Genomic DNA, 20,301 nt, shown 5'->3' with positions numbered 1-20,301 from the left:
GGGCAGACTCTGTTGCTGCCCCGGGCGGCGGTTTCCGGCGTGTGGCGATCTGTCAGTGCATGGCGGCTTCGCGTGCGCTGAGACGGTCGAGTTCTGCGCATACGTCTGCCATGCGGCCCGAGATCACCATGCGACCTGCGCAGTGTGCGGACTGCGGCCCGTCCACCACATGCACGACGCGCAATGCGGGCGCGCGGCGGCGCATGGCGCCTGCCGGGGGCCCTGCCGCATCATTGGCGCAGGATGGATAGGCTTGCACTGCGGCCTTGTCCGCGGGGCCGGGAGCGTGAGGTGGCAGACGGCGACTGCTGGCGGCTGCAGGTGCTGCCAAGGCGGCAAGGTCTGCAATACGCCGGCTTGCCAGGCGTCCCATCCAGGCGGACAGCGGCGCAAAGAGATGGGTGCGCGCCAGAACGGCAGTTTCCATGTGAATACCCCGAAGGCCAAAGTTTGGATTAGCGGCAGGATTGCTGGTGCGGGCGCTGCGCGCTACATCAGCATGGTGTTGCGGATCAAGCCCACCGCCAGCCCTTCGATCTCGAAGGGCTCGTCTGGCGCGACGAAGATAGTGGAGTAGTCCGGGTTCTCGGCGTGCAGCTCTATGCCCTGGGCGGTTCGCAGAAAGCGCTTGGCGGTGACTTCTTCGCCCAACCGGGCCACCACGATCTGGCCGTTGCGCGCCTCGCGGGAAGAGCGCACAGCGAGCAGGTCGCCGTCGATGATGCCGGCGTCGCGCATCGACATGCCGCGCACCTTCAGCAGGTAGTCCGGCTTTTGCTGGAACAGGCTGCCTTCGACATGGTAGGTTTGCTCGACATGTTCCTGGGCCAGGATGGGGGCGCCGGCCGCCACCCTGCCGACCAAGGGCAGGGCCAGTTGGGCCAGGCCGGGCAGCGTAAGGGAGAACGGATCGCCCCGCGAGGCGTGCAGGGAGCGCAGCGTGTCGCTCTTGAGCCGGATGCCGCGCGAGGTGCCGCTGACCAACTCTATGGCACCCTTGCGGGCCAAGGCCTGCAGGTGCTCTTCTGCGGCGTTGGCAGACTTGAAGCCAAGCTCGGCTGCGATCTCGGCCCGGGTGGGCGGAGCGCCGGTGCGGGCTACAGCGGAGTGGATCAATTCCAGTATCTGCTGTTGGCGTGCGGTGAGCTTGACGGCGGAGGTGCGGGTATCGATCATCGGTGATCCTCGGCAACGGGGCTGTTTGGATATCCAGTAACTGTATTTTTGACCAGTTTTTGAAAGTGTGCAAGTGACCCTGCAAAAAGAAGAATCCGCGCACGGCGCTACCCGCTGTGTCGTGGTGTTGGGAACCGGAGGAACCATTGCCGGCGCTGCGAAGAATGCGCGGGACAACCTGGGTTACCAGGCGGCCAGCTTGTCGGTGGAGGATTTGCTGGCCTGCCTGCCGCCGGATGCGGGCCCGCTGCGGGCTGAGCAGTTGGCGCAGGTGGACAGCAAGGACATGGGTTTCGACGTCTGGAAGGCGTTGGCATTGCGCTGCGCGCATTGGCTCGCCCAGGACGAGGTGCAAGGCATCGTGGTCACGCACGGCACCGATACGCTGGAGGAGACTGCCTACTTTCTGCACCGGGTGCTGGCGCCGCGCAAGCCGGTGGTGCTGGTGTCGGCCATGCGGCCAGCCACCGCTCTGGCGCCGGACGGCCCGCAGAACCTGCGTGATGCCATGGCGCTGGTGCGTGCCCCAGGCGTATCGGGTGTGGTGGCGGTGAGTGCCGGTCGGGTGCATGGTGCAACGGACGTTCGCAAGGAGCACACCTACCGGCTTGACGCCTTTGGCTCGGGCGATGCTGGTCCGCTGGCTTATGTGGAGGAGGGCGTATTGCGCCAGGTGCGGCCCTGGCCATGCGAAGAGGTCGATGGCGCCTGGCTGGCCCGGTTGGCGCGCACGGTCGCGTCGCCCCGTGTGGATATCGTGCTAAGCCACGCGGGCGCGGATGGCCGGATCGTCGATGCTCTGCTGGCACTTCCGCCTGCAGCGAGGCCCGAGGGCCTGGTGGTGGCTGGCACCGGGAACGGTACGGTGCATGAGGCTTTGTTGGCGGCGCTGCAGCGCGCGCAGGCCAGTGGTGTGCGTGTCTGGCGCACAACGCGTTGCGCCTACGGCCCGCTGCTGTCGGCGGGGGAACACCCGGTGCCGGCGGCAGCGGAGACCTCCGCTGTCAAGGCGCGCGTCGCGCTCATACTGGAACTGCTGGCTCCATGAAAAAAAGCCGCGTCACCGCGGCTTTGTGGGGTTGCGCCAAGGCTCAGTGGGCCAGGGCTTGCAGCGCTTGTGCAGTGATGTCTTCCACCGAACCCAAACCGCTGATCTTGCGGTAGCGCGGCGCCGCTGCGGCGTCCTGGCTGGCCCAGCCGGCGTAGTAGTCGACCAGCGGGCGCGTCTGCGCGCTGTAGACCTCCAGGCGCTTGCGCACGGTGGCTTCCTTGTCGTCTTCGCGCTGGATCAGGTCTTCGCCCGTGATGTCATCCTTGCCTTCGGTCTTGGGCGGATTGAACTTCACGTGGTAGGTGCGGCCCGAGCCGGGGTGCGAGCGGCGTCCGCTCATGCGCTCGATGATGGCGTCGAAGGGCACGTCGATTTCCAGCACGTAGTCGAGCTTGACGCCGGCGGCCTTCATGGCGTCGGCTTGCGGGATGGTGCGTGGGAAGCCGTCGAACAGAAAGCCTTGCGCGCAATCGGGCTGGGCGATGCGTTCCTTGACGAGGTTGATGATGAGGTCGTCGCTGACCAGCGCGCCGGATTTCATGACCGCATCGGCTTGCAGGCCCAGCGGGGTGCCAGCCTTGACGGCGGCGCGCAGCATGTCGCCGGTGGAGATTTGCGGGATACCGTACTTCTGGCAGATGAAGGTGGCTTGCGTGCCTTTACCGGCACCTGGCGCGCCCAGCAGAATCAGTCTCATGGAAGTCCTCGGATAGTTTTGAAGTCGGCTGGCACCGCTGGCCGCGCGGCGCGCCTGCCGACGGGCGCGGGGACGGTGCTCTGATTGCGGGCGAGGATAGCATGCAGCCCCGCTGCCGCTCGGATGCCGCCGGGGCTCAAGCGCCCAGCAGCGCGCGCACGCGCGCCAAGTCCTCGGGCGTGTCCACGCCGGCTCCTGGCGCTTCCTGCGTGACGTGTACGGCGATGCGGTGGCCATGCCAGAGCGCACGCAGTTGCTCCAATGCTTCGGCGATTTCCTGGGGCGCCTGGGCCAGACGCGGGAAGGCGCGCAGGAAGCTGACGCGATAGCCGTAGATGCCTATGTGGCGCAGCGGCGCGGGCGAGGGCAGGGCTGCTCCGTCGCGCTGCCACGGGATCGGCGCGCGGCTGAAATACAGCGCCAAGCCGCTGGCATCGGTGACAACCTTCACCACGTTCGGGTTCAGGTAGTCGGCTGTGTTGTCGATCGGGTGAGCGGCGGTGCTGATGCTGGCTTCTGGCCGGTCGTGCAGCAGGGCCGCCACGGCGCCGACTAGGGCGGTGGGGATCAGGGGTTCGTCGCCCTGGACGTTGACGACGATCTCGTCGTCGCCAAGCCCGAGCAGGTCGCAGGCCTCGGCCAGGCGGTCGCTGCCGCAGACGTGGTCGGGGCGGGTCAGAACCGCTTCCACACCGTGTGCGCGGCAGGCATCAAGAATGGACGCGCTATCGGCGGCGACGACGGTGCGCGTGGCACCAGATGCCTGGGCGCGTTGGGCCACGCGCACGATCATGGGCAGGCCGGCGATGTCGGCCAGGGGCTTGTCGGGCAGGCGCGTGGAGGCGAGGCGCGCGGGGATCAGGACGGTGAAACGCATGGCGGTGCTGAATGCCCCTCAGCTTTCCAGCTCGGCATCGGTCAGCGTGCGCGCTTCGTTTTCCAGCAGGATCGGGATGCCGTCGCGCACGGGGTAGGCCAGGCGCGCGCTGCGCGACACCAACTCCTGCTGTTCGCGGTCATAGGTGAGAGGGCCCTTGGTGACGGGGCAGACCAGCAGTTCGAGCAGTTTGCTGTCCATGGATCAGAGTGGTGTGTTGGGTGGGGGAGGAGCGGCGGATGATAGCCGTGCGTCCAGCAGGCGGTCGAGTTGGGCCAGGAAGGCGGGCGCAAGGCTGAAGCGCAGCGGCACGGCCAAGGCCTGCGGCGTGACGCGCCACAGCTTGAAAGCATCTTTTTCGGTGCAAATTGGCACTAATCCCTTGTCTGGACTGGGCTTGTAGCTATGAAAATCATAGTGGTCGGGCAGCGCGTCGCTGTGTGCCAGCGTGAGTCCCTGGGCCCGCAGCATGTCAAAGAACGCCTGCGGTTGCGCGATGCCGGCCAGCGCATGCAGCGGCGTCCCGATCAGGGACGAGAGCGGGACGCGGCTGCCGTCGGCGCGCAGCGCGTGGTCGGCCAGGCTGCGCTCTGCCGTGAAGCCGGCAAAGGCCGGCCGTGTGCCGGTGTGCAGCACCGCATCCACCGGCCGCGGCCAGGGCTCGCGCAGGGGGCCTGCGGGCAGCAGAAAACCGTTGCCAATGCCGCGGTCATCGAACACGCAGATCTCGATGTCGCGCGCCAGCGCCAGATGCTGCAGGCCGTCATCGCAGACGATCAATTGGGTGGCGGGGTATGCGGCCAGCAGCCGGCGCGCGGCCGCGGCCCGGTTGCGGCCGACGAAGACCGGCACGCCGGTGCGGCGGCGGATCAGCAAGGGCTCATCGCCGACCTCGGCGGGTGCGCTGTCGGGCCGCACTTCGCGCAGGTCGTCATCGCCTGCAGTGGGGGCACTGCGCCCGTAGCCACGCGACACCACGCCAGCGGCGATGCCGCGTGTCTGCAAATGCTCCAGCAGCGCGATCACGGTGGGTGTCTTGCCGGCGCCGCCCGCAATGACATTGCCCACCACCAGCACCGGCACCGGCAGGCGCTCGCTGCGCAGCCAGCCACGCCGATAGGCCAGGGCCCGCAGGCTCCAGAGCAGGCGATACAGCAGTGATAGAGGCCAGAGCAGCCAGGCCAACGCACCGCGCTGCAGCCAGGCCTGCTGCAGCGTCTGGGTGATGCTCACGGCGTTTGCGTTCCGCGGTGGATCAGGGCTTGCCGCCGGCCTTGGCCGTGCTTTGCGTGGCAAAGGTGATCTGCGACAGGCCGGCGCGGCGCGCGGCCTCCATCACCGTGACCACGTTCTGGTGCGCGGCACTGGCGTCGGCGCTGATGATGACGATCGTGTCGCGGCCGGCCTTGGCGGCGTCGGTCAGGGCCCGCGTCACCGCATCCACCGAGCCACCGGCGACAGGGCTGCGGTTGACGGTGAAGTGGCCGTCGCTGCTGACCGAGACCACGACTTCCTTCTGGTAGTCGCGCATGGCCTGCGCGTCAGCCACCGGCAGGCGCAGCTGGATCTCGGTGAAGCGGCTGTAGGTGGTGGACAGCATGAGGAAGATCAGCACCACCAGCAGCACGTCGATGAACGGGATCAGGTTGATCTCGGGCTCGTCCTTGCCGCTGGTGCGGAAGTCCATGCGGGAGCGGGCGCGGAAGTTCAGGCTCATGCGGGGCGGTGGCTCAGGGCTTGCGCAGCAGGTTGAGGTGGCGCATGAAGCGCTCGGCCGACAGCTCCAGCGTCAGCAGGTAGCTGTCCACCCGGCCACGGAAATAGCGCCAGAAGATCAGCGAAGGGATGGCGACCATCAGCCCGAACGCGGTGTTGTACAGCGCAATCGAAATACCCTGCGCCAGTTGCGCAGGGTTGCCGGTGCCGGAGGCGCCGGTTTGCGAGCCAAAGATCTCGATCATGCCGATCACCGTGCCGAGCAGGCCCAGCAGCGGCGCGGCCGAGGCGATGGTGGCCAGTGCGCTGAGGTACTTTTCGAGTCGATGCGCCACGCTGCGGCCGGCGCCTTCTATGGAAGAGCGCAGGTCATCCTCGCTGCAGCGCGGGTTGACGTTGAGGGCGCGAAAGCCGCTGGCCAGCACTTCGCCGAGTGCGGAGTTCTGCTCCAGTTGCTGCACCACGTCGGGCGCAGGCACGCCGCGGCTGGAGACCGTGATCGCCTCGTCCAGCAACTTGGGCGGTGCAACCTTGGCAGCCTTCAGGCTGAGGAAGCGTTCGACGATGAGTGCCAGTGCGAGCACGGAGCAGGCCAGCAAGGGCCAGATCGGCCAGCCGGCCGCTTGTATGATCGAAAACAAGAAGACTCTCCGAGGGCAGATGACATCGCCGGGCATTATGGCGTACGCCTCTCCGGCAGAAATGTGCTTTCGGCGCGGGCCTTGCAACCGCCCACAGATCGTGTGGATAAGTTTGTGAGAAAACCCTTCATTCCCGCGCCTACCCCGCGCCAATACTGGCTTGTGACAGTTCGATGAAAAAAGCAGCACCATTTCATTTTTCTGGCCGTTCCCATGCGTGATGGCCTGGAAGCCCCCGGGCTGCGTGTCTGGGCCGTAGGTGCTTTGTGCCATGCGGTGGCCGATGCGCTGGACAGCCGCTTCAACCCGGTAGCGGTGCGCGGTGAGCTCACCGGCTTCTCGCGCGCGGCCAGCGGGCACTGCTATTTCTCGCTGAAGGATGCGACGGGCCAGATCCGTTGCGCCATGTTCCGGCGCGCCGCCATGCTGCTCGACTTTGCGCCGCGCGACGGCGAACTGGTCGAGGTGCGCGGGCGCATCGGCGTCTACGAGGCGCGTGGTGACCTGCAATTGGTAGCCGAGTCCATGGTGCGGGTGGGGCAGGGCGGTCTGTTCGAGCAGTTTTTGCAACGCAAGGCCAGGCTCGAAGCCGAAGGCCTGTTCGAGCCGGCGCGCAAGCGCCCGCTGCCGGCCATGCCACGCGGCATTGGCATCGTCACCTCGCTGGGCGCCGCAGCCTTGCACGATGTGGTCACGGCATTGCGCCGGCGTGCACCGCACCTGCCTGTCGTGTTGGCGCCCGCCGCGGTGCAAGGGGCCGGCGCACCGGCCGAGATCATGCGGGCACTGACCGCGCTGTATGCGCAGGCGGCGGCGCCTGTGGATCTCATCTTGCTGGTACGCGGCGGGGGCTCCATCGAGGACCTGTGGGCCTTCAACGACGAGGCGCTGGCGCGCGTGATCGCCGCCAGTCCGGTGCCGGTGGTGAGCGGCGTCGGGCACGAGACGGATTTCACCATTGCCGATTTCGTCGCCGACCTGCGCGCGCCCACGCCCACGGCCGCCGCGGAATTGGCGGCGCCGCCGCGCGAAGCGCTGTTAGGCGTGCTGGACCTGGCTGCCGACGCATTGGCCAATGCAGCCCAGAAGACGCTGGACCGCCAGGGCCAGCGCCTTGATGGCGCAACGGCGCGATTGGGTCGGCCCTCTGCACGGCTCGCCGGTCAGCGGCTCCTGCTGGAGCGCCACGCGCATGCGCTCCGCTACGGCACCCGGGCGGTGTTGCAGCGGGCCGCGCAGGCGCAGCAGCGCTGTGCCACGGCCTTGGCGCCAGCCATGGCGGCACGCTGGACGCAGGAAGAGTCACGGCTGCAGCGCGCCGGGCTCAAGCTGCAGATGCTGGACCCACGGCTGGTGCTGCAGCGCGGCTATGCGTGGCTGGAGGATGAATCCGGGCGCACCGTGCAGAACACCGGCGACGTGCAGCCCGGCGATGCACTGCGTGCCACCCTGGTCGACGGCAGCCTTGATCTCACCGTGCGCGGCAAGCGGCCGTCGTGAGCGGCTACCGCGGCGTCAGCGTGCCGGCTTGAAGGGGGGGCCGGACAGCTTGAAGCCAGCCTTCAGGTGTTTGGCGGCAAACCAGCCCTGGTTCATCTCCAGCACGTAGCGCACCGGCTTCTCGGAGCAGTGCGAGTCGGTGGTCTGCGGCTTCATGTCGGCCAGGTTGACGATGGTGCCGTCGTCCGCCACAAAGGCTGCGGTCAGTGGCAGCCGCGTGTTCTTCATCCAGAAGCACTGGGTGGCGGGTTCTTCGAAGACGAACAGCATGCCTTCGGGCTGCGGCATCTCGCGGCGGTACATGAGGCCGATCTCGCGCTGTTGCGGCGTGGCGGCCACCTGCGCGTCGATGCGGTACATGCCCGCCAGCAGTGCCACCCGCTGCAGATCGGTTTGCGGGGCGCCGTCGGGGCTGTCCTGGGCGCCTGCGCCAGCCGCGAATGCAAATGTCGCGCAGAGCAGGAGCTTGCGCAGGGCCGGGAGCGGATGGAACTTCATGGATGGTCTGGGGCTGTGCATGGAGGACTCGGACTGGCAGGCATTGTCGCAAAAGGGCGCTGATGCTGCAGTTCATGCAAAAAGGCGCCCGGAGGCGCCTTGTGCTGGCGGTGTGCCGTGGGCTCAGACGCGCCTGGCGTGCTTCGGGTGCTTGGCCTTGGCATGCTTGGCGTGGTGCTTGCCCTTCTTGGCCGCGGTATGGTGCTTCTTGGCCTTGACGGCGTGCGGGTGGGACATGTGCATGGACGACATGCCGGAGCCGGCCGGCGCATTGGCCGGGCCTTGTTGGGCATAGGCTCCGACGGCAAAGCATCCGGCAAGCAGGGTGGCGAGAATTCGGTTCATGGGTTGGCTCCTGTGAGTGGTGAAGATGCTTTGCGAATGAAAAAGACCGCCTGCTCAACGCAACTCGCGTGGGCGCGGTTGACGGGGCAACGCTCATTTTTATTGGGAATAGAATTTCAGGATTCCCCCGCAGACGATGCCGCTTGCGGGCGCGCCTTTGCCTTCTACTCCCCACGTCCACCGGAGACATCATTCCATGTCCTACCAGCACATCAAGGTGCCTGCCCAAGGTCAGAAAATCACCGTCAATGCCGACTCGTCGCTGAATGTGCCGGACGAGCCGGTCATCCCGTTCATCGAGGGCGACGGCACGGGCAAGGACATTACGCCCGTGATGCTGAAGGTGGTGGACGCGGCCGTGGCCAAGGCCTACGGCGGCAAGAAGAAGATCCACTGGATGGAGGTCTACGCCGGCGAGAAGTCGACCAATATCTACGGCCCTGACGTCTGGCTGCCCGAAGAGACGCTGGATGCCGTGCGTGACTATGTCATCTCCATCAAGGGCCCGCTGACCACGCCTGTTGGCGGCGGCATCCGCTCGCTGAACGTGGCGCTGCGCCAGCAGCTCGATCTGTACGTCTGCCTGCGCCCGATCCGGTATTTCGAGGGCGTGCCCAGCCCGGTGCGCGAGCCGCAGAAGACCAACATGGTCATCTTCCGTGAAAACTCGGAGGACATCTACGCCGGCATTGAGTTCGAGGCCGAGAGCGAGAAGGCCAAGAAGCTCATCCGCTTCCTGCAGGATGAGTTTGGCGTGAACAAGATCCGCTTTCCCGACACCTCGGCCATCGGCGTCAAGCCGGTGTCGCGCGAAGGTACCGAGCGCCTGGTGCGCAAGGCCCTGCAGTACGCGATCGACAACAACAAGCCCAGCGTGACGGTCGTGCACAAGGGCAACATCATGAAGTTCACCGAAGGCGGCTTCCGTGACTGGGCCTATGGCCTGGCGCAGAAGGAGTTCGGGGCTGAACTGATCGATGGCGGTCCCTGGATGAAGTTCAAGAATCCCAAGACCGGCAAGGACATCACGGTCAAGGACAGCATTGCCGACGCCTTCCTGCAGCAGATCCTGCTGCGCCCGGCCGAGTACAGCGTCATCGCCACGCTGAACCTGAATGGCGACTACGTGTCCGACGCGCTGGCCGCGCAGGTCGGTGGCATCGGCATTGCCCCGGGCGCCAACATGTCCGATACCGTGGCCATGTTCGAGGCCACGCACGGCACGGCACCCAAGTACGCCGGCAAGGACTATGTGAACCCCGGCTCTGAAATCCTCTCCGCTGAAATGATGCTGCGCCACATGGGCTGGAAGGAGGCCGCGGACCTGATCATCAGCTCCATGGAGAAGTCGATCGCCAGCAAGAAGGTCACCTATGACTTCGCCCGCCTGATGGAGGGCGCGACGCAGGTGAGCTGTTCTGGTTTTGGTCAGGTGATGATCGACAACATGTGATGCGCCCCGGCGTCTGCTGACGTTGCCGGTGCGCTAACTCACCCCACGTCGGTATCCGTGGACAGCGCCTCGGCGCTGTGCTGCGGCAAGACCAGGCGGCCGTGCTCGTCTGCTGTGGCCTCGATATGGATGCGTGGCGATTCTGAGTGCACGCCGCCAAAGATCGTGGCGAAGGCCGCATCGGCTGCGTCGCGGCCCGTGGCGATGCGCACAAAGCCCATCGGGATGGCGGTGCCGGACGGGTCGAATAGATACCAGTGGCCGCCCAGGTAGGCCTCGACGTAGGCGTGAAAATCCAGCGGCCCCAGCACCGGGTCGGCGCCGTAGTCCATGCCGGTGGTGAAGCGCGCCGGAATGTTCACCGCGCGGCACAGCGCAATCATCAAGTGGGCAAAGTCCCGGCACACACCGCGCCGGCTGGCCAGGGTGTCTACCGCCGAGGTGTTGCTGTCCGAGCTGTTGGACTCGAAGCGCACATGCTGCTGCACCCAGTCGCGGATCGCCAGCGCCCGGCTGTAGCCCTGCCACAGCGTGCCGAACTGCTGCATGGCAAAGGCCTGCAGCCGGTCCGACTCGCAGTAGCGGCTGGGGTACAGGTAGGGCAGCACATGGCTGGGCAGGTTGACGATCCAGACCTCGCCGATCTGCTCGGGCGGCATGACGCGGTGGGCAATGTCCACCGTGGCGCCGTAGGCGACCCGCAGCGGGCCCGCATCGCAGCGCAGGCGCAGGTAGCGGCTGTGCGTGACCGGGTCCACATAGGTTTGCGGCACCAGCGCCGGGCTGATGTCCAGTTGCTCTGTGCGCACGTACTGGTGGTGCGTGCGCGCGGCCTGGATGCAGAAGATGAAGTCAGTACCCGGTGCCAGCACCTGGTACTGCAGCTCTATGGTGAACGTCAGGCGCACCATGGCGCGCCCAGGGCGAGGGGGAAGTGGTTGGAGCGCAAGTCAGGGGGCCGTCGCGGGATTGCCGCAGCAGGTGTAGAAGGCGAGACGGGCGCTGCCCCAGGCGCCAAAGCTGCCCTGACCGCAGGCTGCCGTTGCGGCAGCATTTGGTGGGCGGGGGAGGAGAGTGTGTTGGTGTGACCGACGCAGGGCGGGTCGCGGGCGCGATCAGGCCAGTGTACGCGTGCCGGCCCTGTTGCGCGGCGTAACACAAAGCCCTGTTTGCTTGCGCAACTTTTCCCTCACGATGCATGCAGCCCCCAACCCCTGTCCGAGTCTGCAGTCCAATCGAACTGCCGGCCCGAATCTGCGCGGGCTTTGAAGGATTGATGCCATGTCCCTGTCCCCCCGTTGTCGCCTTGGACTTCTTGCCGCTCCCTTGCTGGCCGCAGCCTGCGCTCCGTTTGGGCAAGGGTCCCCGGACGGCACTGCGGGCGCGGTGCCAGAAGCTGAACTGCGCAAGACCGATGGGCGCTGGCTCAACCGCGTGCTGTTCTTTGGCGACGATGCGTCGATGCAGCGCTTGCAGTCCCTGGGGCGCGCACGCTTCCTGGACGAGCAACTGGCCATGCCGCCGGCCGATCCGCCGGGGCTGGCTGCTGCCATCGCGGTGCTGCCGGTGGCACAGCAGACGGCCGAGCAGCGCTACCGCGCGCTTCGTGCCGAGCAGCAGCGCATCAATACCTTGCCGGACGAAGACGCCAAGCAGCAGGCGCGCAACGCACTCAACCGCGCCGGCAACGATGCGGCCCAGGAAACGGCCACCCGCCACATGCTGCGTGCGCTCTATTCCCCGGCGCAACTGCGCGAGCAGATGACCTGGTTCTGGATGAACCACTTCAGCGTCTATTCGGGCAAAGGCTCGGTGTGCTGGACCCTGGGCGACTACGAGGACAAGGCGGTGCGCCCGCGTGTCTTTGGCCGCTTCGGCGATCTGGTGATGGCGACACTGACCGCGCCCGCCATGCTGGAGTTTCTGGACAACGCGCAGAGCGCCGCCGGCCGCATCAACGAGAACTACGCGCGTGAGCTGATGGAGCTGCACACCCTGGGCGTATCGGGCGGGCCCAGCGGCTCGCGCTATACCCAGCAGGACGTGCAGGAGCTGGCGCGCATCCTGACCGGCGTGGGCATTGACGCCAACGGCCAGCCGCCGCGGCTGTCGCCACAACGCCAGGCGCTGTACCTGCACGACGGCCTGTTCGAGTTCAACCCCGGCCGCCACGACTTCGGCAACAAGACCCTGCTCGGCCAGCGCATCGACGGCGCGGGCTTTGCCGAGGTCGAGCAGGCCGTGGCCCTGCTGGTGCGCCAGCCGGCCACGGCGCGCTTCATCTCGCACAAGCTGGCGGTGTACTTCGTGGCCGACACACCGCCACCGGCGCTGGTCGACCGCATGGCCGCCACCTTCCAGCGCAGCCAGGGCGACATCGCGGCCGTGCTGCGCACCATGTTCCTGGCGCCGGAGATGCAGGCGGCGCTGGCATCGGGCACGCGCAAGTTCAAGGACCCGATGCAGTACGTGACCTCTTCCATGCGCATGGCCTATGCCGAGCGGCCGGCCGCCAACCTGCGGCCGGTGACCAACTGGCTTGCCCAACTGGCCGAGCCGCTGTATGGCCGCATCACGCCCGATGGCTATCCGATGGGCGAGGCGGCCTGGGCCAGCTCGGGGCAGATGGTCAAGCGCTTCGAGATCGCCCGCGCCATGGGCAGCGGCCAGGCTGCGCTGTATGCCGATGACGCCGGCAAGCCGCTGCGCGCCGGCTTCCCGCTGCTGACCACCCGCAGCTTCTACGACCAGATCGAACCCACCCTGGGGGCCGCCACACGCCAGGCGCTGTCGCAGGCGGCCTCGCAACCCGAATGGAACACGGTGCTGCTGTCATCCCCCGAGTGGATGCAGCGTTAAGCACTTCCCACGCACGCCGCAAGGAGCCCCTGATGCAACGACGCCACCACCTCCAACTGCTGGGCCTTGCGGGTCTGGCGCTGGCCAGCCCCCTGATCAGCTCGCAGGCCTACGCGCTGCCCGCCACCGAGGCCGACACGCGCTTTCTGCTGGTCTTTTTGCGCGGCGGCTATGACGCGGCCAATGTGCTGGTGCCGACCAGCAGCGATTTCTATTACGCCTCGCGCCCCACCATCGCCATCCGCCGCCCGGCGGCGGCCGGCGGCATGCCAGATCCGCAGGCGGCCGTGGCGCTGGAGGGCGAAGGCGCCAGCGGCTGGGGCCTGCACCCGGCCCTGGCCCCGGCGCTGCTGCCGCTGTGGCAGCAGCGGCAGATTGCCTTCATCCCTTTTGCCGGCACTGAAGACCTCTCGCGCAGCCACTTCGAGACCCAGGACAGCGTCGAGGCCGGCCTGCCCTTGCCGGGCGACCATGCGACCACCCCGGGCCTGCGTGGCACCGGCTTCCTGAACCGACTGGCGGGCGCCATGGGCGGGCGCGCGGCGCCGGTGGCCTTTACCGATGGCCTGCCGGCGGTGCTGACCGGGCCGGCCAATGTGCCCAACGTGTCGCTCAAAGGCACGGGCCGCACGCCCTTTGATGCGCGGCAGAGCCAGCTCTTGGCCGAGATGTACAAGGGCACGCGCTTTGAGTCGGTGATTGCAGAAGGCTTCGAGCTGCGCCAGACCGTGGCGCAAGAGGCCGATGCCATGCAAAAGCGCGATGCGGCGCTGCGCGCAGGCATGGCCGGCGGCGACATGGCCGACCCCGGCATGGCCGCGCGCATGCAGGAGATGGAAGCCGCCAACCGCCGCTCACTAAGCGCCAAGGGCTTCGAGGTCGAGGCGCGCCGCATGGCCGGGCTGATGCGCGACCGCTTCAACCTGGGCTTCATCGATGTCGGCGGCTGGGACACGCACGTGAACCAGGGCGGCGCGCAAGGCCAACTGGCCAATCTGCTGCAAAACCTGGGCGCGGGCATTGCCGGCTTTGCCGAGGAAAGCGGCCCGGCCTGGAACAAGACGGTGGTGGTGGTGGTGTCGGAATTCGGCCGTACCTTCCGCGAGAACGGCACGCGCGGCACCGACCACGGCCACGGCACCGCCTACTGGGCGGCCGGCGGCGCGGTGCGCGGCGGCCGGCTGGCGGGCGAGCAGGTGGCGGTCAACGCCGGCACGCTCAACCAGAACCGCGACTTCCCGGTATTGAACGAATACCGCGCGGTGCTGGGTGGCGTGTTCCGTCGCATCTATGGGCTGGACGATGCACGCCTGGCCCAGGTGTTCCCCGGCGTGAAGCCGGTGGATATCGGCTTGGTCTAGGGTGCTATTAAATATATAGCTATATGCCGGCGCCCAGCCTGCGTTTCAGCCACTTTTCTTCAAAATTTACCTGCGGGTGCCGCTAGCCGATGTCGAAGTGGTGCAGCCCAAACTGCCCGCGCCGGCGGTCGTCAAAGAAGCGCTGGAGCGTGTCGCGCACCGTGTGGAAGGCGATCTCGTCCCAGGGGATTTCTGCCTCGGTGAAGAGCCGGGCCTCGATGGTTTCGTGGCCCGGCGCAAAGACATCCGACAGCAGGCGCGCGCGGTAGAAGAAATGCACCTGCCCCACGTGCTTGACGTTGATCACGCTGAACAGGTCTTCCATCTCTATCTGCGCGCCGGCCTCTTCGTCGGTCTCGCGCTCGGCGCCCTCGGCGGTGGTTTCGCCCAGTTCCATGAAGCCGGCCGGCAGCGTCCACTTGCCCCAGCGCGGCTCGATGTTGCGCTTGCACAGCAACACCTGCTCGCCCAGATGCGGCACCGTGCCCACCACGTTCAGCGGGTTCTCGTAGTGCACCGTGTGGCAGGCCGGGCAAACGGCGCGCAGCTTGGTGTCGCCGTCGTCGGGCAGGCGGTAGACAACGGCGCTGCCGCAGTTGCGGCAGTGCAGGATCGGGGGGCGCCGGGTCATCGTGCGCGGGTCAGGCGACCTTCAGGCGCAGCGTGCCGATGCCGGCCACGCCGCCTTCGATCACGTCGCCCGCCACCACGGCGCCCACGCCTTCTGGCGTGCCGGAGTAGATCAGGTCGCCGGGCTGCAGCTCCCAGGCGGCCGACAGGTGCTCGATGGTTTCGGCAATGTTCCAGATCAGCTTGGCCACCGTGCTGCGCTGGCGGTCGGTGCCGTTGACCTGCAGCCAGATCTCGGCCTTCTCGACGTCGCCGGCCTGCTCCTTGGGCACGATCGGGCCAATGGGTGCGCTGTGGTCAAAGCCCTTGCCGATGCTCCAGGGGCGGCCCTGCTTCTTCATCTCGTTCTGCAGGTCGCGGCGCGTCATGTCCAGGCCCACGGCGTAGCCAAACACGTGCTCGAAGGCATCGGCTGCAGCGATGTTCTTGCCGCCCTTGCCAATGGCCACCACCAGCTCGATCTCGTGGTGAAAATTTTGGGTCAGGCTGGGGTAGGGCAGAGTGCCGGTCTCGCCCTCGGCCACCACCAGGGTTGCATCGGCGGGCTTCAGGAAGAAGAAGGGCGGCTCGCGGCCGGTGAAGCCCATTTCCTTGGCGTGGTCCTCATAGTTGCGGCCAACGCAGTAGATGCGGTGCACCGGGAACTTCTCGGGACGGCCGGCCACCGGAACAGCAACGGGGGCGGGCGGGGTGAAGACGTAGCTCATGAAGGGTCCTGCAAAGTCGAATACAGAAATGGGCCGGGCCGGCGTGCGCCCGCCCGGTGCGGCAGTGTGCCATTGCCCGCGGGCCCGCGTCTGCCGCGCGCGCCGCGGTGGTGTCGGGGCAGGCGGGGCGAGTGGCCGGCGCTATGCTTGGCCGCATGAAACTCTACAACTACTTTCGCTCCTCCGCGTCGTACCGTGTGCGCATTGCGCTGGCGCTGAAGGGGCTGGACTACGAGTACCTGCCGGTGCATATCGCCCGCAGCGAGCACCTGGCGCCCGAGTACGCGGCCAGGTCGTGCGACGGCCTGGTGCCCCTGCTGGAGACCGACGACGGCCTGCGGCTGTCGCAGTCCATGGCCATCATCGAATACCTGGACGAGACCCACCCCAGCCCCGCGCTGCTGCCGGCCGACGCCGCCGGCCGCGCCCAGGTGCGCGCGCTGGCGCAGTCGATTGCCTGTGAGATCCACCCCATCAACAACCTGCGCGTGCTGCGCTACCTGGCGCGCGAGCTAAAGGTGGACGAAGACGCCAAGAACCGCTGGTACCGCCACTGGGTGCGCGAAGGCCTGCAGGCCTTTGAGCGCCAACTGGCCGCACGCCCCGCCGCAGGGCTGGGCGCCTTCTGCTGGGGCGACACACCCACGCTGGCCGACTGCTGCCTGGTGCCGCAGATCTTCAATGCCCAGCGCTTTGGCTGCGACCTGTCGGGCCTGCCGCTGACCTTGGCGATCAACGAGCGCTGCATGGCGCTCGACGCCTTCCAGCGCGCCCAGCCGTCGGCCTGCCCGGACGCCGAGGCCTGATGCACCCCGACTGGATCGTCCCCGACTGGCCCGCGCCAGCAGGCGTGCGGGCGCTGTGCACCACGCGCGCGGGCGGTGTCTCTGGTGGCCCATGGGCGTCGCTGAACCTGGGCGATCACGTCGGCGATGCGCCCGCCGCCGTACAGGCCAACCGGGCGCGGCTGGCCGATGCCACGGCGGCGCAACCCGTCTTTTTGCAGCAGGTGCATGGCACTGGCGTGGTGAGCCTGGACGACCCGGCGCTGCCGCAAGGCACGCCGGCAGACGCCTGCGTGGCCACCGTGCCCGGCCGCGCCTGCACCATCATGGTGGCCGACTGCCTGCCGGTGCTGCTGACCGACTGCACCGGCCGCGCCGTGGGCGCCGCGCATGCGGGCTGGCGCGGACTGGCGGGCGGTGTGCTGGAAGCACTTTGTGAACGATTTAGGGTTCAATCCCTTATCCTGACTGGGCTAACAGCTATTGAATTGGTAGCATGGCTGGGCCCTTGCATAGGCCCGGACGCATTCGAGGTGGGCGACGAGGTGCGCGTGGCGTTCCTGGCGCAGGACGCGGGTGCCTCTGCGTGCTTCAGGCCGGCGGCCGCGCCCGGCAAATGGTGGGCCGATCTACCCGGTTTGGCGCGGCGCCGGCTATTGGCGGCCGGTGTGTCATCGGTGCATGGCAACGACGGCAGCGCCGCCTGGTGCACCGTGGCCAACCCGTCACGGTTCTTCTCGCACCGGCGCGACGCGGGCGTGCTCGGCAGCAGCGGGCGCATGGCCGCCAGCATCTGGCGCGTCTGAGGCTGCGCGCTGTGCGGCGGCTTCTTCGGCTTCTTTGGCCTCGCGCTTCTTGATGGCGCGGCGCCGTGCTGGCGTGCCCATCAGGTAGACCACGATGGCCATCGGCAGCAGCCCATACAGCACGAAGGTGATGAAGGCGCCCAGCACTGTGCCGGTGGTGTTGGTGGCTTCAGCCACGGCCATCATGGTGACCACGTAGAGCCAGGCGATTACGACGAGGTACATACAATGCCTTGGCGGGTTTGAGAGCCCGCCATGTTCGGCCAAGGAATTGAGGAGACAGCATGGATTCTGGACCAGCCGCATCCGTCCCCGGAGGCAGCTTCGCGCAAGACTTTGCCAAGCAATGGCAGCAGCTCTGGCAATCCGCCCTCCCGGCCACCGCGCCGGGTCCCGTCCCTCAGCTTGACACCGCCAAGGTGCAGGCGCTGCAGCAGGATTACCTGCAGGGCATGGCGGCCCTCTGGTCTGGTGCTGCCGGGCCAGAGGCGCTGACCGACCGCCGCTTTGCCGGCGAGGCCTGGGCCCGCAGCCCGGTCGGCAGCTTTGCCGCCAATGCGCACCTGTTGAACAGCAAGGTGCTGGCCGGCCTGGCCGACGCCGTGCAGGCCGACGACAAAACCCGTGCGCGCATCCGCTTCGCGGTGGAGCAATGGGCCGCTGCGGCCGCGCCCAGCAACTTCATCGCCTTCAATGCCGAGGCGCAGCAAAAAGCCCTGGAGACCCAGGGCCAAAGCCTGGCGCAAGGCCTGCACAACCTGGCGCAAGACCTGCACCAGGGCCATGTCAGCCAGACCGACGAGCGCGTGTTCGAGGTTGGCCGCAATGTCGCCACCACCGAGGGCGCGGTGGTGTTCGAGAACGCGCTGTTCCAGCTGATCGAATACAAGCCGCTCACAGCCAAGGTGCATGCGCGGCCGCTGCTGCTGGTGCCGCCCTGCATCAACAAGTACTACATCCTGGACCTGCAACCGGGCAACTCGCTGATCCGCTACGCGGTGGAGCAGGGCCACCGCACTTTTGTCGTCAGCTGGCGCAACCCCGACGAATCGTTGGCCGAGGCCACCTGGGACGACTACATCGAAGACGCCGTCATCCGCGCCATCGAGACGGTGCGCGACATCACCAAGGTGCCCAAGATCAACACCCTGGGCTTCTGCGTCGGCGGCACCATGCTGGGCACCGCGCTGGCGGTGCTGGCCGGGCGTGGCGAGAAACCTGTGGCCTCGGCCACCTTCCTCACCACCTTCCTCGACTTCAGCAACACCGGCGTGCTGGACCTGTTCATCGACGAGTCCTTTGTGCGCCTGCGCGAGCTGCAAATGGGCCAGCGCGGCTTGCTGGCCGGGCAAGAGCTGGCGTCCACCTTCAGCTTCTTGCGGCCCAACGAGCTGGTCTGGAACTACGTGGTTGGCAACTACCTGAAGGGCGAAACCCCCGCGCCCTTCGACCTGCTGTACTGGAACAGCGACGCCACCAATTTGCCGGGCCCGTTCTACGCCTGGTATCTGCGCAATACCTACCTGGAAAACCGCCTGGTCAAGCCCGGTGCAGCCACGGTCTGCGGCGTGCCGGTGGATTTGCGCACGCTGGATCTGCCGGTCTATGTGTACGGCTCGCGCGAGGACCACATCGTGCCGGTCGGCAGCCAGGGCGGCGGCGCCTATGCCTCGACCCAGGTGCTGCCGGGGCCGTGCCGCTTCGTCATGGGCGCCTCGGGCCACATCGCCGGCGTCATCAACCCGCCAGCCAAGAACAAGCGCAGCCACTGGGTGCGCGAGGATGGCGCGCTGCCGCCGTCGCTGGCCGAATGGCAGGCCAAGGCCGAAGAGCGCCCGGGCAGTTGGTGGGGCGACTGGTCCGACTGGCTGAGCGGTCAGGCCGGCCGCATGGTCGCCGCGCCCAAGGGCTATGGCAGCAAGGACTACCCGGTGATCGAGGCCGCGCCCGGCCGCTACGTGCGGCAGAAGGCCTGAATTTTTCCCGTCATTTCCCTCAGAGAGTCAGCAAGGAGCATCCATGGAAGACATCGTTATCGTTGCCGCCACGCGCACTGCGGTCGGCAAGTTCGGCGGCTCGCTCGCCAAGATCCCCGCCACCGAACTCGGGGCTTTGGTCATCAAGGAAGTGCTGGCGCGCAGCGGCCTGGCGGCCGAGCAGGTGGGCGAGGTCATCATGGGCCAGGTGCTGGCGGCCGGTGCCGGCCAGAACCCGGCGCGCCAGGCGGTGCTGAAGGGCGGCCTGCCGCAGGCGATACCGGGGCTGACCATCAACGCCGTCTGCGGCTCGGGCCTGAAGGCCGTGATGCTTGCTGCGCAAGCGGTGGCCACGGGTGACAGCGAGGTCGTCATCGCCGGCGGCCAAGAGAACATGAGCATGGCGCCGCACGTGCTGCCCAACTCGCGCGACGGCCAGCGCATGGGCGACTGGAAGCTGGTCGACACCATGATCGTCGACGGCTTGTGGGACGTCTACAACCAGTACCACATGGGCATCACCGCCGAGAACGTCGCCAAGAAGTACGGCATCACGCGCGAGCAGCAAGATGCACTGGCACTGGCCAGCCAGCAAAAGGCTGCTGCGGCGCAGGACGCGGGCTATTTCAAGGCGGAGATCGTGCCGGTGAGCATTCCGCAGAAGAAGGGCGATCCGCTGGTGTTCTCTGCCGACGAGTTCATCAACCGCAAGACCAATGCCGAAGCACTGGCCGGCCTGCGCCCGGCTTTCGACAAGGCCGGCGGCGTGACGGCAGGCAATGCCTCGGGCATTAACGACGGCGCCGCCGCCGTGATGGTCATGACGGCCAAGAAGGCTGCGGCCCTGGGCCTGAAGCCGCTCGCACGCATCGCCAGCTACGCCACCACCGGCCTGGACCCGGCCATCATGGGCATGGGCCCGGTGCCCGCCTCTAAAAAGGCGCTGGAGCGCGCCGGCTGGAAGCCAGGCGATCTGGACCTGCTGGAGATCAACGAAGCCTTCGCCGCCCAGGCCTGCGCGGTGCACAACGAAATGGGCTGGGACACCAGCAAGGTCAACGTCAACGGCGGCGCCATCGCCATCGGCCACCCGATCGGCGCATCCGGCTGCCGCATCCTGGTGACCTTGCTGCACGAGATGCAGCGCCGCGATGCCAAGAAGGGCATTGCCTCGCTGTGTATTGGCGGCGGCATGGGCGTGGCGCTTACCGTCGAGCGTTAAG

The 20,301-nt window shown here is 67.3% G+C and carries 23 protein-coding genes; 9 read left to right on the top strand and 14 right to left on the bottom strand.

All coding sequences use genetic code 11. The features are described from left to right. Positions 1 to 52: 52 nt before the first annotated feature. Positions 53 to 427 carry a hypothetical protein gene (locus AAFF27_15515; GenBank protein XAH21429.1) on the bottom strand — a complete coding sequence of 125 codons (375 nt, stop codon included), beginning with the start codon at positions 425 to 427 and terminating at the stop codon, positions 53 to 55. 62 nt (positions 428 to 489) lie between these two features. Next, a complete protein-coding gene (gene lexA / locus AAFF27_15510) occupies positions 490 to 1,176 on the bottom strand; it encodes a transcriptional repressor LexA (GenBank protein XAH21428.1) in 687 nt (228 codons plus the stop codon). 73 nt (positions 1,177 to 1,249) lie between these two features. Between lexA and AAFF27_15505 the strand changes: the two genes are divergently transcribed. Continuing rightward, positions 1,250 to 2,224 carry an asparaginase gene (locus tag AAFF27_15505; protein ID XAH21427.1) on the top strand — a complete coding sequence of 325 codons (975 nt, stop codon included), beginning with the start codon at positions 1,250 to 1,252 and terminating at the stop codon, positions 2,222 to 2,224. A gap of 43 nt (positions 2,225 to 2,267) precedes the next feature. Here the strand turns inward: AAFF27_15505 and adk are convergent, their stop codons facing one another. The 6 genes from adk to AAFF27_15475 form a co-directional block, all read right to left on the bottom strand. After that, positions 2,268 to 2,924 carry an adenylate kinase gene (adk, locus tag AAFF27_15500; GenBank protein XAH21426.1) on the bottom strand — a complete coding sequence of 219 codons (657 nt, stop codon included), beginning with the start codon at positions 2,922 to 2,924 and terminating at the stop codon, positions 2,268 to 2,270. A gap of 136 nt (positions 2,925 to 3,060) precedes the next feature. Continuing rightward, complete coding sequence (kdsB, locus tag AAFF27_15495) at positions 3,061 to 3,801, bottom strand: 3-deoxy-manno-octulosonate cytidylyltransferase (protein XAH21425.1); 741 nt, start codon at positions 3,799 to 3,801, stop codon at positions 3,061 to 3,063. Positions 3,802 to 3,819: 18 nt separating this feature from the next. Further along, entirely contained in the window at positions 3,820 to 4,002 is a 183-nt protein-coding gene (locus AAFF27_15490) for a Trm112 family protein (GenBank protein XAH21424.1), read from the bottom strand. 3 nt (positions 4,003 to 4,005) lie between these two features. Next, entirely contained in the window at positions 4,006 to 5,034 is a 1,029-nt protein-coding gene (gene lpxK / locus AAFF27_15485; GenBank protein XAH21423.1) for a tetraacyldisaccharide 4'-kinase, read from the bottom strand. A 22-nt stretch (positions 5,035 to 5,056) separates the two neighbouring features. Beyond that, positions 5,057 to 5,488 carry a biopolymer transporter ExbD gene (locus AAFF27_15480; protein ID XAH26250.1) on the bottom strand — a complete coding sequence of 144 codons (432 nt, stop codon included), beginning with the start codon at positions 5,486 to 5,488 and terminating at the stop codon, positions 5,057 to 5,059. A 43-nt stretch (positions 5,489 to 5,531) separates the two neighbouring features. Beyond that, on the bottom strand, positions 5,532 to 6,158 hold the full coding sequence (locus tag AAFF27_15475; GenBank protein ID XAH21422.1) for a MotA/TolQ/ExbB proton channel family protein: 627 nt from the start codon (positions 6,156 to 6,158) through the stop codon (positions 5,532 to 5,534). A gap of 213 nt (positions 6,159 to 6,371) precedes the next feature. On the opposite strand from AAFF27_15475, the gene xseA reads away from it, so the two are divergent. After that, positions 6,372 to 7,658 carry an exodeoxyribonuclease VII large subunit gene (gene xseA, locus AAFF27_15470; protein XAH21421.1) on the top strand — a complete coding sequence of 429 codons (1,287 nt, stop codon included), beginning with the start codon at positions 6,372 to 6,374 and terminating at the stop codon, positions 7,656 to 7,658. A gap of 15 nt (positions 7,659 to 7,673) precedes the next feature. On the opposite strand, the gene AAFF27_15465 is transcribed toward xseA, so the two are convergent. Beyond that, positions 7,674 to 8,156: a DUF192 domain-containing protein gene (locus AAFF27_15465; GenBank protein ID XAH21420.1), complete on the bottom strand. Its 483-nt coding sequence runs from the start codon at positions 8,154 to 8,156 to the stop codon at positions 7,674 to 7,676. A 123-nt stretch (positions 8,157 to 8,279) separates the two neighbouring features. Further along, positions 8,280 to 8,501: a hypothetical protein gene (locus AAFF27_15460; GenBank protein XAH21419.1), complete on the bottom strand. Its 222-nt coding sequence runs from the start codon at positions 8,499 to 8,501 to the stop codon at positions 8,280 to 8,282. A 196-nt stretch (positions 8,502 to 8,697) separates the two neighbouring features. Between AAFF27_15460 and icd the strand changes: the two genes are divergently transcribed. After that, on the top strand, positions 8,698 to 9,954 hold the full coding sequence (gene icd, locus AAFF27_15455; GenBank protein ID XAH21418.1) for an NADP-dependent isocitrate dehydrogenase: 1,257 nt from the start codon (positions 8,698 to 8,700) through the stop codon (positions 9,952 to 9,954). Positions 9,955 to 9,992: 38 nt separating this feature from the next. Here the strand turns inward: icd and AAFF27_15450 are convergent, their stop codons facing one another. Beyond that, complete coding sequence (locus tag AAFF27_15450; protein XAH21417.1) at positions 9,993 to 10,865, bottom strand: transglutaminase family protein; 873 nt, start codon at positions 10,863 to 10,865, stop codon at positions 9,993 to 9,995. A gap of 370 nt (positions 10,866 to 11,235) precedes the next feature. Here AAFF27_15450 and AAFF27_15445 point away from each other — a divergent pair, with 370 nt between their 5' ends. Next, positions 11,236 to 12,813 (top strand): DUF1800 domain-containing protein, encoded by a 1,578-nt coding sequence (locus AAFF27_15445; protein ID XAH21416.1) that lies wholly within the window; start codon positions 11,236 to 11,238, stop codon positions 12,811 to 12,813. A gap of 32 nt (positions 12,814 to 12,845) precedes the next feature. Continuing rightward, positions 12,846 to 14,174 (top strand): DUF1501 domain-containing protein, encoded by a 1,329-nt coding sequence (locus AAFF27_15440; protein XAH21415.1) that lies wholly within the window; start codon positions 12,846 to 12,848, stop codon positions 14,172 to 14,174. An 82-nt stretch (positions 14,175 to 14,256) separates the two neighbouring features. Here AAFF27_15440 and AAFF27_15435 read toward each other — a convergent pair whose 3' ends face one another. Together AAFF27_15435 and AAFF27_15430 are read right to left on the bottom strand one after the other, a co-directional pair. Continuing rightward, entirely contained in the window at positions 14,257 to 14,805 is a 549-nt protein-coding gene (locus AAFF27_15435; GenBank protein XAH21414.1) for an NUDIX hydrolase, read from the bottom strand. Between the two features lie 10 nt (positions 14,806 to 14,815). Then, positions 14,816 to 15,511, bottom strand: coding sequence for a fumarylacetoacetate hydrolase family protein (locus AAFF27_15430; GenBank protein XAH21413.1), 696 nt, complete (start codon positions 15,509 to 15,511; stop codon positions 14,816 to 14,818). Positions 15,512 to 15,666: 155 nt separating this feature from the next. On the opposite strand from AAFF27_15430, the gene maiA reads away from it, so the two are divergent. Then, on the top strand, positions 15,667 to 16,317 hold the full coding sequence (gene maiA, locus AAFF27_15425; protein ID XAH21412.1) for a maleylacetoacetate isomerase: 651 nt from the start codon (positions 15,667 to 15,669) through the stop codon (positions 16,315 to 16,317). Beyond that, on the top strand, positions 16,317 to 17,102 hold the full coding sequence (gene pgeF / locus AAFF27_15420) for a peptidoglycan editing factor PgeF (protein ID XAH21411.1): 786 nt from the start codon (positions 16,317 to 16,319) through the stop codon (positions 17,100 to 17,102). The genes maiA and pgeF overlap by 1 nt, the downstream gene beginning before the upstream one ends. Here pgeF and AAFF27_15415 read toward each other — a convergent pair. After that, entirely contained in the window at positions 17,022 to 17,327 is a 306-nt protein-coding gene (locus AAFF27_15415; GenBank protein ID XAH21410.1) for a hypothetical protein, read from the bottom strand. The two genes, pgeF and AAFF27_15415, sit on opposite strands and share 81 nt — an antisense overlap. A 59-nt stretch (positions 17,328 to 17,386) precedes the next feature. Between AAFF27_15415 and phaC the strand changes: the two genes are divergently transcribed. Further along, positions 17,387 to 19,078, top strand: coding sequence for a class I poly(R)-hydroxyalkanoic acid synthase (gene phaC, locus AAFF27_15410; GenBank protein ID XAH21409.1), 1,692 nt, complete (start codon positions 17,387 to 17,389; stop codon positions 19,076 to 19,078). A gap of 43 nt (positions 19,079 to 19,121) precedes the next feature. Continuing rightward, positions 19,122 to 20,300 (top strand): acetyl-CoA C-acetyltransferase, encoded by a 1,179-nt coding sequence (locus AAFF27_15405; protein XAH21408.1) that lies wholly within the window; start codon positions 19,122 to 19,124, stop codon positions 20,298 to 20,300. Position 20,301 lies beyond the last annotated feature (1 nt).

This window comes from Xylophilus sp. GW821-FHT01B05 (genome assembly GCA_038961845.1).
In the GTDB taxonomy this organism is placed as follows: domain Bacteria; phylum Pseudomonadota; class Gammaproteobacteria; order Burkholderiales; family Burkholderiaceae_C; genus Xylophilus.
The sequence above is the reverse complement of the archived record's forward strand: the minus strand, read 5'-3'. Positions and strand labels throughout refer to the sequence as shown.

What these genes read in the sequence shown, in the direction of transcription:
- AAFF27_15515 (XAH21429.1), bottom strand. Translation starts at nt 427, where the DNA reads ATGGAAACTGCCGTTCTGGCGCGCACCCATCTCTTTGCGCCGCTGTCC.
- adk (XAH21426.1), bottom strand. Translation starts at nt 2,924, where the DNA reads ATGAGACTGATTCTGCTGGGCGCGCCAGGTGCCGGTAAAGGCACGCAA.
- AAFF27_15480 (XAH26250.1), bottom strand. Translation starts at nt 5,488, where the DNA reads ATGGACTTCCGCACCAGCGGCAAGGACGAGCCCGAGATCAACCTGATC.
- icd (XAH21418.1), top strand. Translation starts at nt 8,698, where the DNA reads ATGTCCTACCAGCACATCAAGGTGCCTGCCCAAGGTCAGAAAATCACC.
- lexA (XAH21428.1), bottom strand. Translation starts at nt 1,176, where the DNA reads ATGATCGATACCCGCACCTCCGCCGTCAAGCTCACCGCACGCCAACAG.
- maiA (XAH21412.1), top strand. Translation starts at nt 15,667, where the DNA reads ATGAAACTCTACAACTACTTTCGCTCCTCCGCGTCGTACCGTGTGCGC.
- AAFF27_15450 (XAH21417.1), bottom strand. Translation starts at nt 10,865, where the DNA reads ATGGTGCGCCTGACGTTCACCATAGAGCTGCAGTACCAGGTGCTGGCA.
- kdsB (XAH21425.1), bottom strand. Translation starts at nt 3,801, where the DNA reads ATGCGTTTCACCGTCCTGATCCCCGCGCGCCTCGCCTCCACGCGCCTG.
- AAFF27_15465 (XAH21420.1), bottom strand. Translation starts at nt 8,156, where the DNA reads ATGAAGTTCCATCCGCTCCCGGCCCTGCGCAAGCTCCTGCTCTGCGCG.
- AAFF27_15445 (XAH21416.1), top strand. Translation starts at nt 11,236, where the DNA reads ATGTCCCTGTCCCCCCGTTGTCGCCTTGGACTTCTTGCCGCTCCCTTG.
- AAFF27_15405 (XAH21408.1), top strand. Translation starts at nt 19,122, where the DNA reads ATGGAAGACATCGTTATCGTTGCCGCCACGCGCACTGCGGTCGGCAAG.
- AAFF27_15440 (XAH21415.1), top strand. Translation starts at nt 12,846, where the DNA reads ATGCAACGACGCCACCACCTCCAACTGCTGGGCCTTGCGGGTCTGGCG.
- AAFF27_15490 (XAH21424.1), bottom strand. Translation starts at nt 4,002, where the DNA reads ATGGACAGCAAACTGCTCGAACTGCTGGTCTGCCCCGTCACCAAGGGC.
- AAFF27_15460 (XAH21419.1), bottom strand. Translation starts at nt 8,501, where the DNA reads ATGAACCGAATTCTCGCCACCCTGCTTGCCGGATGCTTTGCCGTCGGA.
- pgeF (XAH21411.1), top strand. Translation starts at nt 16,317, where the DNA reads ATGCACCCCGACTGGATCGTCCCCGACTGGCCCGCGCCAGCAGGCGTG.
- phaC (XAH21409.1), top strand. Translation starts at nt 17,387, where the DNA reads ATGGATTCTGGACCAGCCGCATCCGTCCCCGGAGGCAGCTTCGCGCAA.
- AAFF27_15435 (XAH21414.1), bottom strand. Translation starts at nt 14,805, where the DNA reads ATGACCCGGCGCCCCCCGATCCTGCACTGCCGCAACTGCGGCAGCGCC.
- AAFF27_15430 (XAH21413.1), bottom strand. Translation starts at nt 15,511, where the DNA reads ATGAGCTACGTCTTCACCCCGCCCGCCCCCGTTGCTGTTCCGGTGGCC.
- xseA (XAH21421.1), top strand. Translation starts at nt 6,372, where the DNA reads ATGCGTGATGGCCTGGAAGCCCCCGGGCTGCGTGTCTGGGCCGTAGGT.
- AAFF27_15415 (XAH21410.1), bottom strand. Translation starts at nt 17,327, where the DNA reads ATGTACCTCGTCGTAATCGCCTGGCTCTACGTGGTCACCATGATGGCC.